Here is a 14,163-nt window from a genome sequence, read left to right as displayed (position 1 = left end):
CCTCTGCTTGTCCCGGCACAAGCAGACTGGGAAGTCGAATAGACAAAGAGGACTCTTTATGGAGTCCTCTTGGTGATCCTGTCCGGTTGTACAAGCGACAAGCCGTTCATCTCTTTGCGGAGCAGATAAATCAAATGCTTGTTCATCTTCTCCGGCTCTTCGAAATGGGGACAATGGGCGGAATTCTCAAACCATTCCCATGTCTTGACGGGTGCCTGCAGATTGTTGAAAAAAGCCTCTGCCAGCTCGAACGGCGTGTTGTAATCATGCCTGCCCATGCATAGAAATACAGGAATCTGCAGCTGTGTGACATTCTCCAGGTTGGTTCGGCATACTTCTTCCCACATGTGCTTAATCGAAAATAGGGAGCCCCGTACAAAGCGGAACAGATCCATGAGATTGTATTCTGAAGAACGCAGCAATCGGGGAACGAGCAGCTGATCCACACGCTGGCGGTACATCACACCATGAAATGTCCTGAGCCATTTGCGCTGAATTGCGAGCTTACGGTAGTCCGTATAAGCGTTCTCACCTAGGGCGGAAAGTTCCCGCTCTGCCCTCGCATGGCCTTCTTCCCGCGCTTTCCGAAGCGCGTACTGGTAAGAGATCCGCTCGCCCTTTTCCATATGAACGACCTGTCCGATTCCAATATAGGCATGGAACAGTTCAGGGTAACGCTCAGCCAGCTTTATCCCCAAAATGCTGCCCCAGGAATGACCCGCAATGAAAATTTTGTTCTGACGGAATTTATTCCGAACGTATTCGATCACTTCGCGAGCATCTGATATAAACCGCTCCACACGCATCGTATCCGGGCTGATATCTTTGCGGAAGGACAGCCCCGCTCCGCGCTGATCCCAGTTAACCACAATGAAGTGCTGCTCCAAATCCCGCTGGAATGAAGGCGCAAAGCCGATTTGCGCAGAACCTGGCCCTCCGTGCAGCCATAGCAGCACCGGTAATCTGACGCTTTTCCCTCTCATCAGAAGCCACTGCTCCATGCCGCCGATGCGAACCTTTTCCAGGCAGGAAACCGACCTTGAACCGCTGTTTATTCTCGGAGTTTTTCGTTTAATCAAATGCTTCATCTCCCCTTTACGACCGCCTGGTGATCCTTGCCGGGGTTCATGAAGACAGTTGTGCTAAGCTCCCGCCTTGCCAAGTGGTAGTTATGTATACGTTACGCATAATAAAAGACTTCCCATGGAGGCTCCCGGAAGTCTGTTCTTGATCGCTTATATCTGTATGATGTATCTATTTCTAAATCTATGCAAAATCAAGCAACCTTAAAACGCGCCTTCAATGTGCTGCAATGAAATGACGCTTAAATCGGTCCCTAGCTCAATCGCAATGACATCGAAACGAAGCTCTCTGTCCCCCTGCTGCCGGTAATGAAGATACGCAAGAGCCGTATTCCTCACCTGCCTGATCTTGCGGAAATTCACCGCCTCAACTGCTGTCCCGTATCTGGAGCTATGACTGCGGCTTCGCACCTCGACAATAACCAGGAGCGTCCCCAGCTCAGCAATGATATCCAACTCGCCGCTGCGGCAGCGCCAATTCCGATCCTTTATGCGATATCCGTAGGACGCCAGATAGTCGCAGGCGGCTTGTTCCGCCGCCGCGCCCTTCTCCCGCCGGTTCGGTTTTCCTTCGTTCAACCGTTCTTCCATTCGCTCTCCCTTTCTTGTACCAGCCGATCCGCACGGTAGATATAACTGAGCACTTCCGCTACAAGCTGATACAGCTCAGGAGGGATCTGCTGATCCAGATCCAGCTTGGATAGCACCTCCACCAAGGCTGCATCTTCCTGAACGGGCACGCCATGTTCCTTGGCTTTCTCCAGAATCGCTTCGGCAACCCGGCCTCTGCCTTTGGCAGCCACCACAGGCGCTTCGGCCTCGCCAGGGGCATATTTGAGGGCAACCGCCTTTTTTAAAGACACGCCCGTATCCTTCGGGTTCGAATTCATATCCGGAAATCCACCCCTTTATAGCTTTGGGGTACATAATCGTTAACGGCAGCCGTTTCTGCTGCGCCCCGGGCCGGCTCCAATACCTTTTCGGGCAGCGGCTCTGCCTTTAGCGTTAGCAGCTGATAGCCGAGAGACTCCATGGCCGCGGAAATTTCATCCCTGCGGTTCACCAGCAGCTCACCCGCCCATTCCAAATTGTTATGCACCTTTAAACTGACGATCCGGTCCACCACCTGCACATCCACCAGCGTCTGCCCCAAATGCTTCATCTGAAGATCAAACCAAAGTCTGCAGTTGGAAGCATCCAGTTCGCCCTTTTGACCTCGCCGCGATTGGATTTGTACGGATGCTGTCTCCTGTCCGTCCGGCCCGTTCAGCGGCAGAAACAGCGTGACTTGAGCGAAAGGCGCGGTCCGGTCCGTATTCAGCAGCAGCTGCTGGCCGGTAAGGTGGGAAATGAGCTGCTGCGCTGCTTCCTTGAGCGCCGGCGGGGCATCCTCATGACCGACTAGCTGAAGCAGAATACCCTTGAGCGTATCCTGCGAGCCCGAGCTGTGCAGGGCATGCTCGGAGCGGATCCCGGCCGTTTCCGAGGCCGGGACGGTGGCTGCGGCCGCGTGAGATGCAGCAGCCTGCAGCGGGCGGGCCAGCGGCTCATGACCCGGCACCGCATCGGCGGCCGGCTGCGCGTGAGCCGCTGCGCCCGCTGAACCTGACGCGGGCGCGGACTGCCGCGAGGCGGCTGCGGCGGCCTCAGCCAAGCCGCCGCCGATTGCGGGCCCCGGCGCAGCCTGGCCCGCCGTTTGCGCAGCTGCACCCGGGCCCATGGCCGGTGCAGCCCCAGCTGGCCGCGCGTTCCCCGCCGCGGCCTCTTGCTGCGCGGGCGGCGCCATGCCGGCCGCGCGCACGCCCTGCTGCTCGTGCTCCGCACCGAGCAGCTTCAAGATCCGCCCCACCCACGGCTCTGCGCCGTGGGATAGGGGCGGACTTGGCTCTGGCGCGGTCTGCCCGCCAGAGCCCCCTTGCGCCGCCGTCGCCTGCGGCGGCGCCGCTTGGGCCGGCGCAGGATGGGCGCCGGCTCCCTCAGGGATGCCGGGCTGTGCCGGCATCACAGGCCCTGCACCAGCGAGCGGCGCGGTGCGGAGCTGCTGCAGCACCTGCTGCAGCTTGCCCAGCAGCGGCTGCAGCCCTCCGGCATCCTCAGCAGCATGCCCAGAATTAACTGTGCCCGCTGCTGGGGCGGTATTCTCCATCCGGGCTGCAGCTCCGGCCTTAACCGTATCCTGCTGCTGCGCCGGTACTGCCTGTGGGGTACTCCCCGCACCTTCCGGAGCATTCTGAGCTTGATGAATAGCCGGAGCAGAAGCTGCCAATTTGCCGCCTTCAGTTGTCCTGCCCTGTCCTAACGCCGCCTGAAGGTTCTCCACCTGCTCGTCCAGGACCGCCAGCAGCTCGTGTACAGGCGCACCAAAGACAGCCTGCTGCAGCCCGCGCACGCTTTCTGCCGTGACCGGCAAACCGCGCTGCATGGCGATAGCCGCCGACTGTACCCACTGCTCTGCAGGCACGGAAGGAGGCTTGAAGGACATGATGCGGCTGAACAGCTCCGCATTGTCCTTCGTGAGCGGCACGCCGCTGGACTGCATGGCCTGAACCATCGTCCGTGCCTCTTCGGTATCCCGAAGTCCGAGCGAGCTCAGCACATCAGACAGCGATTGGCTTGGCAGAGCACTATAGGGCGACTCGGCAAGCGGCTTCAGCACCATCATGCCGTTCCCGGCGGGCGGCTGTACCTGCAGCAGCGTTGCCTGACCCGCCTGCAGCGGTGTCTCCAGCGCGGCTCTTACCTTGACGCCCTGAATCTGAACCACGGCCTCTTGACCATCCTCCGAGACGCTCAACACCACGCCTCTGACCACCTGGCCAGTCTTCATATCCAGCTGTTTCGGATCGCCCGCCTTGGTATCGCCAAGCAGGCCCCGAATTAATGAACCGATGTTCACGTCTCTTCCTCCTTCGATCGAAGCAAACCTCATACCTTTATTTATCGGCATCGGACGACCGGCTGTGAATAAACGTCTTTCAGAACAAGGTTTGCTGTACGACTTCCAGATTCTTCAGAAAGCTCCTGCGATGCATCGGCGTAGGTCCCAGCGCGGTGATCTGTTCACGATGCAGCTTGGTTGCATAACCTTTATGTATTGCAATTCCGTACTCGGGATATCTGGCCTCCCATTCTCCCTTGCAAAGCCGATCCCGCGTGACTTTGGCAACGATAGAAGCAGCCGCGATCGACTGGCTGGTGGCGTCTCCTTTGATAATGGACAGCTGGGGCAGATCCACGTCCACCTTCTCGGCATCCACGAGCAAATAATCAGCGGCGACCGGAAGCCCAAGAACCGCTTTCTTCATCGCAAGCCGCGCTGCCTGCTTGATGTTGATCCGATCAATGGTTTCCGCGTCGGCATAACCGACCGAAATGGCGACAGCATGCTCCACGATGACCTCGAACAGCGCCTCGCGCTTCTTTTCGCTCAGCTTTTTGGAATCATCCACGCCTTCGAGCACCAAACCAGGCGGTAGTATGACCGCGGCGGCTACCACATCCCCGAACAAGCATCCTCTTCCGACCTCATCGATGCCTGCTATATATTCATAGGATTTCTCCCAGCATTCCTTCTCATATTTCAACAAGTCTGTCATGTTGTTCCTCCTTGCCCTCCCCGGACCGCATTCTTCCCCTGTCCGTAAGCTTCCACTCTGAACATTATACTTGATCCGGGGAGTTGCTGCATGGCATTTTCCTGGATCTTCTGCTAATCAGCCATGATGGAATTTCCACGTTTCTTAGGATGGGGTGTTTCGAACTTTACGGCAGACACCGGTTCCCTCTCGGATTTGACGGCGTTAAGCTTATTCCCTGCTGCCGCATTTTTCATCAGAGCCATCAGCTTTTCCGGATCGTTGTCCGCACCTCCCGCATTCAAACGGTATCCATTCAGATCGCCGGGTCTGTTAATCCCTGGAAGCACGGTAAAGGATACGGGCATATCCAGTTCCTTGCACACCCTCAGCAAAGCCGGAGAGAAGACGCCGTAAGGAAACGCGATCACATTTTTGTCGTTTCCTATCTTTTCCCGTAGAATCGCATTGGCCTGTTCCAAATCCGTGCGCACGCGCGCCATGTACTCCGCGGTCGTTTCCTTCCGGCCGAGTTTTTTTACGTAGACCGCCCCCCGGAGCAAGGCTTTGGATCGGTTACCTGCTGCATCGAGCGGAGCATATGCGTGGGAATCGAAGGAATGGCTGTAAAAATCCACCCCGCTCTTATGCATTCGCAGAATCTGGTTCCAGGTCAACTTCGGGATACCGACATGTTTGGGATTGTCGATCGTATTCACGATCAGAAAACTGGTAGCAGGCACGTGGTATTGAAGAAGAAGAGGGTATACGTAATCATAGAAAGATTCATAACCGTCATCGAATGTCATTAGCACCGCATTCGGGGGAACTGGTTTTGCATGCCGTACAAATTCAACATATTGGTTCATCGTAATCCATTGAAAGCCGTTCGCTTGCATCAGCTTCAACTGCTGTTCGAACTTGGCAACATTGAGGCTCTGTTTATTTTTCTGGCCAGGCGTCACTTCATGGTACATGAGTACGATGACCTTGTTCCTGTAATACATGTGAGACGGCATTTGTTGTTGCCATGACGTATCCTGAAGCGAGTTGGCCCTGGAAGACGCTTCTGTCAGGGAGCGGAGAGAGCTTGGGTACGTCCTTGAGCCTTCGGCCTTTCCGTCTACCACTTCGGATGACAATTGTTCGTGACTGATCGTTTGCATGGACTCCTGCTGAATGGAGACCCCCCGCGCTTTTGGCGGCTGCCTTGAAGAATGCACGTCCGGAGCGAGTTCCATAAACCATATGCCGCTTATAGCTGCAGCCAACAACACAACGCACGGCCCTGTCGCCGTTAGCCATTTCCGCTTCAATTTCTTCTCCCCTCACGTCATGCATTCCCCTGCTCTCCATCAGGTTACCATAACTTCCACATGCCATCATCCATTTTTTTCCTGCTACTTCGAGGCTCGCCAAACACAGCAAAAAAGCCGCCTTGCGGCGGCTTTAACTCTTACCTTTGTACTTCGGTTATCTGACTGTAAGCGACCCTGCTTTTAGTACGGTGATTCCATCGAGAAGCGGCCCATTTTTCCGGCGCGAAGCTCTCTCAGCAGCGTCCGTGAGGCTTTTTCAAGATCGACCCTTCCCCCGCTGATCAGGCAGCCGCGTTTGCGGCCCACAGCTTCCATAATGGCAACCACTTCATCGCTTTCATCCGGATTATGCGGCGTATTCTCATCGAGCTCAAACCGCTCCCGGAAGGAATCCCAATAGTAACTCACAAGATATTTTACCGCGAAAAAGGCGATATCCTCCGCATTGAGGATTTCTTCCTTAATCGCACCCGTCACAGCCAGCTTATAGCCCACGTTCTGATCTTCGAATTTCGGCCAGAGAATGCCGGGAGTATCCAGAAGTTCAATTTCGCCGCCTACCTTGATCCATTGCTGTCCTTTGGTAACGCCGGGACGGTCGCCTGTTGCGGCGATGCTCCGCCCTGCAAGACGGTTGATCAGCGTGGATTTGCCGACGTTCGGAATGCCGACAATCAGCGCCCGAATAGCTCTTGGATTCATGCCCTTGGCAATCTGCCGGTCGATCTTCTCCTTCAGGAGCAGCTTCAGCTGAGCCGGGATTTCCTTCACGCCGGTCCCGGTGGAAGCATCAACCGGAAAAGCGGTATGTCCCTGCTCCTTAAAAAAAGCCTGCCATTCCTTCGTTACGGCAGGATCCGCAAGATCTGCTTTGTTCATGATGATAAGCCGCGGTTTGCCCTGCAATATTTCGTCAATCATCGGATTGCGACTGGACAGCGGAAGACGGGCATCGATCAGCTCGATGACCACATCAATCAGCTTCAGCTTTTCCTGTATTTGGCGGCGCGCTCTTGTCATATGACCAGGAAACCATTGAATCGTCACCGTCATCACCTCATTTTTGCCTACAACCAGCCGCTGCATCGGTGGATTGTTTAATGTTTGATCAAATGTACGTCCTTGACCGGCCAGAAAATCAAATCTGCACGTCCTACGATATCGCCAAGCGGCACGTAGCCGATCATCCGGCTGTCCGTACTGTCGGAACGATTATCCCCCATGACAAATACATGTCCTTCGGGCACTTTGCCGTCAGGAAACGCGCTGTTCGGAAAATCCTTGTCGTTATACAGCTGACCTGCTTTATGACTTTGATCCATCGCGCCCTGTATGTAGGTTTCATTCACCGGTTTGCCGTTCACGGTTACCTTATCGCCTTCTACCTTCACCGTATCCCCCGCGACCGCAATCACGCGCTTGATGAAGTCCTTCCCTTCGGAAGGTACATGGAACACAATGACTTCCCCGCGATGCGGCGCCCGGATATCGTACAAAATTTCATTAACGATAAGCCGTTCTCCAGTATGAAAATTAGGCTGCATCGATGGCCCGTCCACGATAAACGGTTTAAAGAGAAGCCAGCGGATGAGAGCCACCAGAATTAGAGCAATCACAATGGCTTTTAGCCATTCCACAACTTCATTTTTCGCTTTTTTGGGTGGTTTGTGATCCTGCTCTCGAAGCTCCACCCCATCATTCTGAATGTCCTGCTGCATACTTCACCGTCCTCTCCTTGCAACATTGTCATGCGTCCCGCGCATATTCATTTTTTGCCGAAAAGAAAAGCCCCTATACGGAGCCCTTCAACATTTATTATCCTAAAACGAAAAGGGCTTGAAATCAAGCCCTTTGACGTTGTCCGTTTATTAACGGCGAATTTCTTTAATTCTCGCTGCTTTACCGCGTAGTTCACGAAGATAATAAAGCTTCGCACGACGCACTTTACCACGGCGAGCCACTTCGATTTTCTCGATTTTTGGCGAGTTGATCGGGAAAGTTCTTTCCACACCAACACCGTAAGAAATTTTACGAACCGTAAAAGTCTCACTGATTCCGCCACCGCGACGTTTAATTACAACACCCTCGAACAACTGAATACGTTCGCGAGATCCCTCGATTACCTTAACGTGCACTTTCAAAGTGTCGCCAGGACGAAAACTTGGGATATCTTTACGAAGCTGTTCTTGAGTGATCGCTTGTAGGATATTCATCTAGGACTCCCTCCTTCCGTACAGGTGTTCTTGCCTCTTCCGGAGAACCCTCTGTTCTCCTTCATCATCCGCAGCGGACCACCGTATTCCACACAACAGCGTTAATTGTAACACATGAACTCAAACATTTGCAACAGCAAATTGAACAAGCTTATAAAGAGGAATTAGGAATGGGACAAACCTTCCAATATCCGGAGAAAAAAGTCTCAAAAACCTCTTGCTTTTTTAATGATTGTGAATAAAATAAGTGTAACGTCAAAAATATTTTAACGTTAATAAAAGTTGAATGGAGTTGTCCCTTATGAGTCAATCGGTCCTGATTCAGCCGCAGCCGCGGCAAGGTATTCGCGCACTTAGCGTTCACAAGTCTTATCTGATGATGATCGCTGCCAAAATCATTTCCCGCTTCGGGGATTCCATCGATTCGATCGCCTACAGCTGGATGGTTTATGTGCTGACAGGGTCGGAAGTACTCATGGGGACGCTGTTTGCCCTGAACTTTATACCCGGCATTGCTTTCAGCCTGTTTACAGGCGTGCTGGTCGACCGATGGTCCAAGAAAAAGATCGTCATCATTGCCAATACGGGCAGAGGCATCACGGTCATGCTGACGGCGCTTCTCTATTTTATGGGTTACCTGCAGCCATGGCATTTGTTCATCTTTACCTTCATTAATTCCACCTTTGAATGCTTTTCTACGCCTGCCGAGATGTCCCTTGTCCCGAGCGTTCTTCCCAAAGAGCTGCTTTTGAGCGGAAATTCCCTGACTTCTTCCGCCGCCCGTACCGCAGAGCTCGCCGGACTTGGGGCAGCTGGCGGACTTATCGCATGGGTCGGCGTCTCCGGGGCCATGATCATCGATGCATTCACGTTTCTGATCGCCGCGGTGCTCTTTTTCTGGGTTCGCCCGACTGTTCAATTGGAAGATGCGAAGACATCCGAGCATGACGTTGATGACGCGTCCCCACAAACGTTTTGGCCTCAGTTCAAATCGGGTCTGTTATTTGTCAAAGGACAGAAGATGATCCTTCTGACCATGCTCACAGCCGCCTTCGTGAATCTTTGCCTAACGCCTTACAATGTACTTGAGCCCGTATATGTGAAGGAAATTCTGCATGCCGGACCGTTTGGCTTAAGCTTGATGGGCATCAGTCTGGTCGTGGGCATGATTATAAGCGGGCTATGGATCGGCCAGAAGGGCGCCAATTACAAAAAGAGCTCGCTCATCGTGTTCGGCTATCTGCTGCTGGGAGCCTGCTACGGTCTTCTATATGTGCCTTCACTTATTCCTTCGTATCCTTTGTACGCCGCCACCGTCTTCTGCTTCGGCATGGGGATCGCGATTTCGTTCGTTAACACCCCGGTTTCGACGTACCTGATGGAAGTCACCCCACGGGAGATGCTTGGACGCATCGGAGCCTTGTCCAGCATGCTCGGGACGTGCATGATCCCCCTTGGCGGCTTGATCGCCGGGTTTGCCGGAACATGGGTCACCGTGGATATGCTGTTTCTCATCTTCGGCATTCTCATGATGATCCCGGGCCTGCTGCTTCTGACACAGAAGAGCTTTATGGGCGTATAGAGGAGCCGCATATCATAAACATTCTTTGTGCTTTATTCCCTCGGGCTTTATAATAAGCATATTGATAATGCAGGAAATGATGAGGTGCGTTTGTATTGGAGACGAAGGAACTGAGCACGATAGAGGAAATAAGAATATATTCGGATCCTTACCGGATGAAAATATTAAGCCATTTCCAGCGGATGGACCACCCGGCAACCATTAAGGAAATCGCGGACGAAATGGGCGAGGTCCCGGCGAAGGTTTACTACCACGCCAAGAAACTGGAAAGCATCGGTCTGATCCACATCGTGAGCACCAAAGAAATCAACGGCATTAACGCCAAATATTACGATGCGTTTAAAGGAGCCGTCCGGATCAAGCGCGATGACGCGGCGGACGAAGCGGCGAAGAAGATTTTCATTTCGGAGACGCAGAAGCTTCTTTCCGATCTCTACGAGGACAACAAGAAGAAATTCCTGAATGCCCAAAACAATGAGAAGCCTTACGGCAATCTCACAAATTCCGAAGTCTATCTGACGGAAGAGGAAGCCAAGGATTTTTTCGATTGGATCAACCGTTTTGTGGATGAGCATCACAAGCGCAAGCGTCCGGAGCAAATCAAATACGATATTTTTACGACCATCGCCAAATCGGTGGATTAATGCGGACACAAAGAATCCCTGAGCCAATTGCTCGGGGATTCTTTGTGTGACATCTTGAATTATAGTCAATTATACATGTATATTATCGGGACCTTGCAGCCTGGAGTGCCAAGTCCTCATCTTCCTTTGCTACATAAATGGAGTACTGCGAGCTTCTGGTTGGCGGACCCCCGCTTTGTGCGGCCTTCCAATTGGCGATACGTGAACGGTGCCGTATGCCGCTTGCGGAAAGGCGAATCTTCACCCGGGTATAATCTTCCACTTTAAAAGATGTAAAAATGAGCGTCCGTTCTCTGGGCACGAAAAACCTCCAAATGGATTCGAGAATTTTCATCATTCTCCTCCTTTGATCGTCTGCTCGCTTATCGATTCAAAACGAATGCAAAAAAACGGAAAACTTCCTAATATCCCATTTTACACCATTCCCACATGCATGCAAATCCCCGTACTACTTCAGCGTTTTTTTGGCCAGATCATAACCTTTCCACACCGTAAAGCCCAGCTTGGCGTAGAAATCCACCAGCTCGGTCCAGTCGATTACCAGATGCTCCAGGCCGCGGCCCGTCAATTCCGCAACTCCATCCTTGACAATCGCGAGACCGTAGCCCTTTCCACGGAACCGGTCATCGACGCCCAGCGGCCCGATGCCTCCCATCGGTCCGTCAAACAGCGGCGCCCAATAGGTGTTCTGCGCGATCAGCGGCGATTCCGGATCATTCACCCGGCAGAAGCCGATCATTTCCTCACCCATGAACAGCCCCACAAATTCCCGTCCGCGGCCCCCACGTTCCCAGTAGCACTGCGCTTCATAATACCAGCGGCCCGGGAAGCAGCGTTTGAAGAAGCGGAGCATTTCCTCCCTGTCCTTCTCTTCCAGCAGCCGCGAATAAGCCCCATCGGCATACGACTGCCGCACAGCGTTTGCGCTGCTCGTTGAGTTGACCAGATCAAAAGCTTCATACAGAAGCTCATACCCCCTGCGTTCAAACCAACCTTTTGCGTCAGGCAGATCCTTCGGAATTCCCGGTGTGTAATGCCAAGGATCCCGACCTACATACGCGAGCTCTGCCCCCGCCTCCTTCAGTGCTTGTTCGGCGTGCTCAAGCAGCCGGCTACCGAGTCCCTTCCCTCTGGCATCCGACCTCACCAATATCGCCTGAATCCAGCCTCCACCGTCGCCCAGACGCATTTCGCGCTGCGTTTCCTGCCATTTTTTCGCGACCACGAAGCCTATCAGCTCACCTTGTTCGTTGATCGCAAGCTTGGATCCTTCCAGGTAAACGTTCTCATCTTGAAACGTATTTTGGCGCATCAGCTGCTCGCGCATCGGAAACCGATCGCCGATTTCCTCGTTCCACAGCTTGCACATCGATACCAGCCAGTCCTCATGTAACGGAATGATATTCACGATTAGTCCTCCCGAGAATTAGAATGAATATTTCAGAATGTAATTAAAAATATAAAATTTTATTTCACACACTAAAATTATATTTTAAATCCAAGGCGGCAGCAACCATTTAGGAGAAATTAACCCAAAAGCAAAACTGCCAGCCGCAAAGATTCCCTTTGCAGACCGGCAGCTCGAAATGGTTGTCTTATACTCTTTTGAGGAAATCCACGATGGTCAGCAGACCCTGATCGAAGTTTTCCAGGTTAAAATGCTCGTTTGGCGCGTGGAGGTTTTCGTCCGGCAGACCGAAGCCCATGCAGACGACGGGAGCTTCCAGCACGCGGGAGAACGTTTCGACGATCGGAATCGATCCGCCGTCGCGGGTGAATACCGGACGCGTTCCGTACACGTGCTCATAGGCTTCGGCCGCCTTTTGCAGCACGGGGATGCTTGGATCGATCGTGAATGGATTTCCCTTTTCCATCTGCTTCACAGTCACCTTGGCACCAGCAGGCACGTGGCTATGGATATGCGCTTCAATTTTGTCGAGGATGTCCTGCGGATCCTGATGACCGACCAGACGGCACGTGATTTTGGCATGTGCTTCCTTCGGAATGACCGTCTTGCTGCCCTCGCCCTGGAAGCCGCCCCACACGCCGTTCAGTTCAAGCGTCGGACGCGCGCCCGTTCTTTCAGCGAAGGAGAAGCCTTCTTCGCCGAACAGCTCTTCGAGGCCCAGATCCTGCTTCAGCTTATTCTCATCCACAGATTGCTTTTTGAATTCCTCGCGGTCCTCCGGCGTCAGTTCAAGCACGCCTTTGTAAAAGCCTTCAACGCTCACGCGGCCATTCGGGTCATGCAGGGAATCGAGAAGGCTGACCATCGCATGCAGCGCGTTCGGAACGCCTCCGCCGTATGACCCGGAGTGCAGATCGGTATTCGCGGTATGAAGCGCTACTTCCAGCGAGCAGAGGCCACGAAGTCCTGTACAGATGGCAGGTCTTCCCTTTTCAAGCAGCGAAGTATCGGAAATAAGCACGACATCGGCCTTCAGCAGGTCCTGGTTCGATTCCAGGAAACCTGGAAGGTTCGGACTCGAAACTTCTTCTTCGCCTTCGACGCAGAATTTGATGTTTACGGGCAGCTCTTTCTCCTGCGAGAGAATCGCTTCTACCGCTTTGATATGTAAGAACAGCTGGCCTTTATCGTCTGTCGCACCTCTGGCGAACAGCTTGCCGTCCCGGATGTCCGGCTCGAACGGAGGCGTCTTCCATAAATTCAGCGGATCGACCGGCTGCACGTCATAATGACCGTATACGAGCACTGTCGGCTTGCCTTCGGCATGCATATAGTCGGCATAAACGATCGGATGACCTTTCGTCTCGTGAATTTTGATATTTTCCAAACCTGCTTTTGCCATCGTATCTGCCAGCCACTGGGCAGCTTTTTTCACGTCTGCTTTATGCTCGGAAAGCGCCGAAATGCTCGGAATGGACAACCAGTCCTTCAGTTCATTCAAATGCTTGTCTCGATTGTCTTGAAAATAAACTTTGTAATCCATGGGTATCCTCCTCAAAATGTTCATGATGGTGGTAGCAGGGCGGCCTAATCGCCGCCTTCTTCAAGCTCCTGCTGCAGCCTCTTAATCGCCTTGCGATCCTGATCGGTAAGCTCGATCCTTTCCAATAGATCCGGTCGGCGCTGCAGCGTGCGTTTCAAGGCCTGCTCCCGCCGCCAAACCTCAATATTGGCATGATGTCCGCTCAGCAAAATATCAGGCACCTTCCAGCCCCTGAACTCGGCAGGGCGGGTGTAATGCGGGTACTCGAGCAGACCGGTGCTGAACGAATCCGTTACCGCGGAAGTTTCATTCCCGAGCACGCCCGGCAGCAGCCGTACGACCGAATCAATTACCACCATCGCCGGGAGTTCACCGCCTGTCAGTACATAGTCGCCGATCGATAATTCATCGGTAACCAGATGCTCCCGAATCCGCTCATCATACCCTTCGTAATGCCCGCAAATAAAAATGAGATGCTCCTCCGCAGACAATTCCTCAGCCTTCTGCTGGGTAAAGGTCTCTCCTTGCGGGCACATCAGAATTACTCGCGGCGCAGCCGAAGTCTGCGAGAGCAGGTCCTCCACGGCGGAAAAAATCGGATCCGGCTTCAGCACCATGCCGCCTCCCCCGCCATAAGGCGTATCGTCCACCGTACCATGCTTGTTACCCGAATAATCGCGAAAGTTAACGGCATTCAGGTTAACAATGCCTTTTTCCTGCGCTTTCCCAAGAATGCTGGAGCGAAATACGCCGTCCATCATTTCCGGAAACAACGTCAGCACGTCCACCTTCATCAT

The 14,163-nt window shown here is 53.3% G+C and carries 15 protein-coding genes; 2 read left to right on the top strand and 13 right to left on the bottom strand.

The annotated features are described in order from the left end of the window. Positions 1–56: 56 nt before the first annotated feature. The 9 genes from ACTHPM_RS01430 to rplS all read right to left on the bottom strand — a co-directional run bounded on the left by ACTHPM_RS01430 (position 57) and on the right by rplS (position 8,189). Entirely contained in the window at positions 57–1,079 is a 1,023-nt protein-coding gene (locus ACTHPM_RS01430) for an alpha/beta fold hydrolase (protein WP_440393408.1), read from the bottom strand. Between the two features lie 207 nt (positions 1,080–1,286). Beyond that, entirely contained in the window at positions 1,287–1,673 is a 387-nt protein-coding gene (locus ACTHPM_RS01425; RefSeq protein WP_440393407.1) for a YraN family protein, read from the bottom strand. Continuing rightward, a complete protein-coding gene (locus ACTHPM_RS01420; protein ID WP_440393406.1) occupies positions 1,658–1,972 on the bottom strand; it encodes an EscU/YscU/HrcU family type III secretion system export apparatus switch protein in 315 nt (104 codons plus the stop codon). The genes ACTHPM_RS01425 and ACTHPM_RS01420 overlap by 16 nt, the downstream gene beginning before the upstream one ends. Beyond that, positions 1,969–3,978, bottom strand: a complete 2,010-nt coding sequence (locus ACTHPM_RS01415; RefSeq protein ID WP_440393405.1) for a hypothetical protein — start codon at positions 3,976–3,978, stop codon at positions 1,969–1,971. The genes ACTHPM_RS01420 and ACTHPM_RS01415 overlap by 4 nt, the downstream gene beginning before the upstream one ends. A gap of 79 nt (positions 3,979–4,057) precedes the next feature. Next, positions 4,058–4,753 (bottom strand): ribonuclease HII, encoded by a 696-nt coding sequence (locus ACTHPM_RS01410; protein ID WP_440395320.1) that lies wholly within the window; start codon positions 4,751–4,753, stop codon positions 4,058–4,060. Positions 4,754–4,791: 38 nt separating this feature from the next. Continuing rightward, entirely contained in the window at positions 4,792–5,973 is a 1,182-nt protein-coding gene (locus tag ACTHPM_RS01405) for a polysaccharide deacetylase family protein (protein WP_440393404.1), read from the bottom strand. Between the two features lie 183 nt (positions 5,974–6,156). Then, positions 6,157–7,023 (bottom strand): ribosome biogenesis GTPase YlqF, encoded by an 867-nt coding sequence (ylqF, locus tag ACTHPM_RS01400; protein WP_440395319.1) that lies wholly within the window; start codon positions 7,021–7,023, stop codon positions 6,157–6,159. 50 nt (positions 7,024–7,073) lie between these two features. Beyond that, positions 7,074–7,694, bottom strand: a complete 621-nt coding sequence (gene lepB / locus ACTHPM_RS01395) for a signal peptidase I (RefSeq protein WP_440393403.1) — start codon at positions 7,692–7,694, stop codon at positions 7,074–7,076. Positions 7,695–7,844: 150 nt separating this feature from the next. Further along, positions 7,845–8,189 (bottom strand): 50S ribosomal protein L19, encoded by a 345-nt coding sequence (rplS, locus tag ACTHPM_RS01390; RefSeq protein ID WP_127599436.1) that lies wholly within the window; start codon positions 8,187–8,189, stop codon positions 7,845–7,847. Between the two features lie 301 nt (positions 8,190–8,490). Between rplS and ACTHPM_RS01385 the strand changes: the two genes are divergently transcribed. Then, positions 8,491–9,771, top strand: a complete 1,281-nt coding sequence (locus tag ACTHPM_RS01385; protein WP_440393402.1) for an MFS transporter — start codon at positions 8,491–8,493, stop codon at positions 9,769–9,771. Positions 9,772–9,866: 95 nt separating this feature from the next. Then, on the top strand, positions 9,867–10,415 hold the full coding sequence (locus ACTHPM_RS01380) for a helix-turn-helix domain-containing protein (protein ID WP_440393401.1): 549 nt from the start codon (positions 9,867–9,869) through the stop codon (positions 10,413–10,415). Between the two features lie 82 nt (positions 10,416–10,497). Here ACTHPM_RS01380 and ACTHPM_RS01375 read toward each other — a convergent pair whose 3' ends face one another. The 4 genes from ACTHPM_RS01375 to trmD form a co-directional block, all read right to left on the bottom strand. Next, positions 10,498–10,749: a hypothetical protein gene (locus ACTHPM_RS01375; protein ID WP_440393400.1), complete on the bottom strand. Its 252-nt coding sequence runs from the start codon at positions 10,747–10,749 to the stop codon at positions 10,498–10,500. 114 nt (positions 10,750–10,863) lie between these two features. Beyond that, positions 10,864–11,823, bottom strand: a complete 960-nt coding sequence (locus tag ACTHPM_RS01370; RefSeq protein ID WP_440393399.1) for a GNAT family N-acetyltransferase — start codon at positions 11,821–11,823, stop codon at positions 10,864–10,866. A gap of 187 nt (positions 11,824–12,010) precedes the next feature. Continuing rightward, complete coding sequence (locus ACTHPM_RS01365; RefSeq protein WP_440393398.1) at positions 12,011–13,366, bottom strand: dipeptidase; 1,356 nt, start codon at positions 13,364–13,366, stop codon at positions 12,011–12,013. A gap of 44 nt (positions 13,367–13,410) precedes the next feature. Further along, positions 13,411–14,160 (bottom strand): tRNA (guanosine(37)-N1)-methyltransferase TrmD, encoded by a 750-nt coding sequence (trmD, locus tag ACTHPM_RS01360; protein WP_440395318.1) that lies wholly within the window; start codon positions 14,158–14,160, stop codon positions 13,411–13,413. Positions 14,161–14,163 lie beyond the last annotated feature (3 nt).

Origin of the sequence: Paenibacillus sp. SAFN-054 (assembly GCF_051966755.1) — a bacterium.
Lineage (GTDB): Bacteria > Bacillota > Bacilli > Paenibacillales > Paenibacillaceae > Paenibacillus_AQ.
This window is presented reverse-complemented; position numbering and strand designations above follow the sequence as displayed.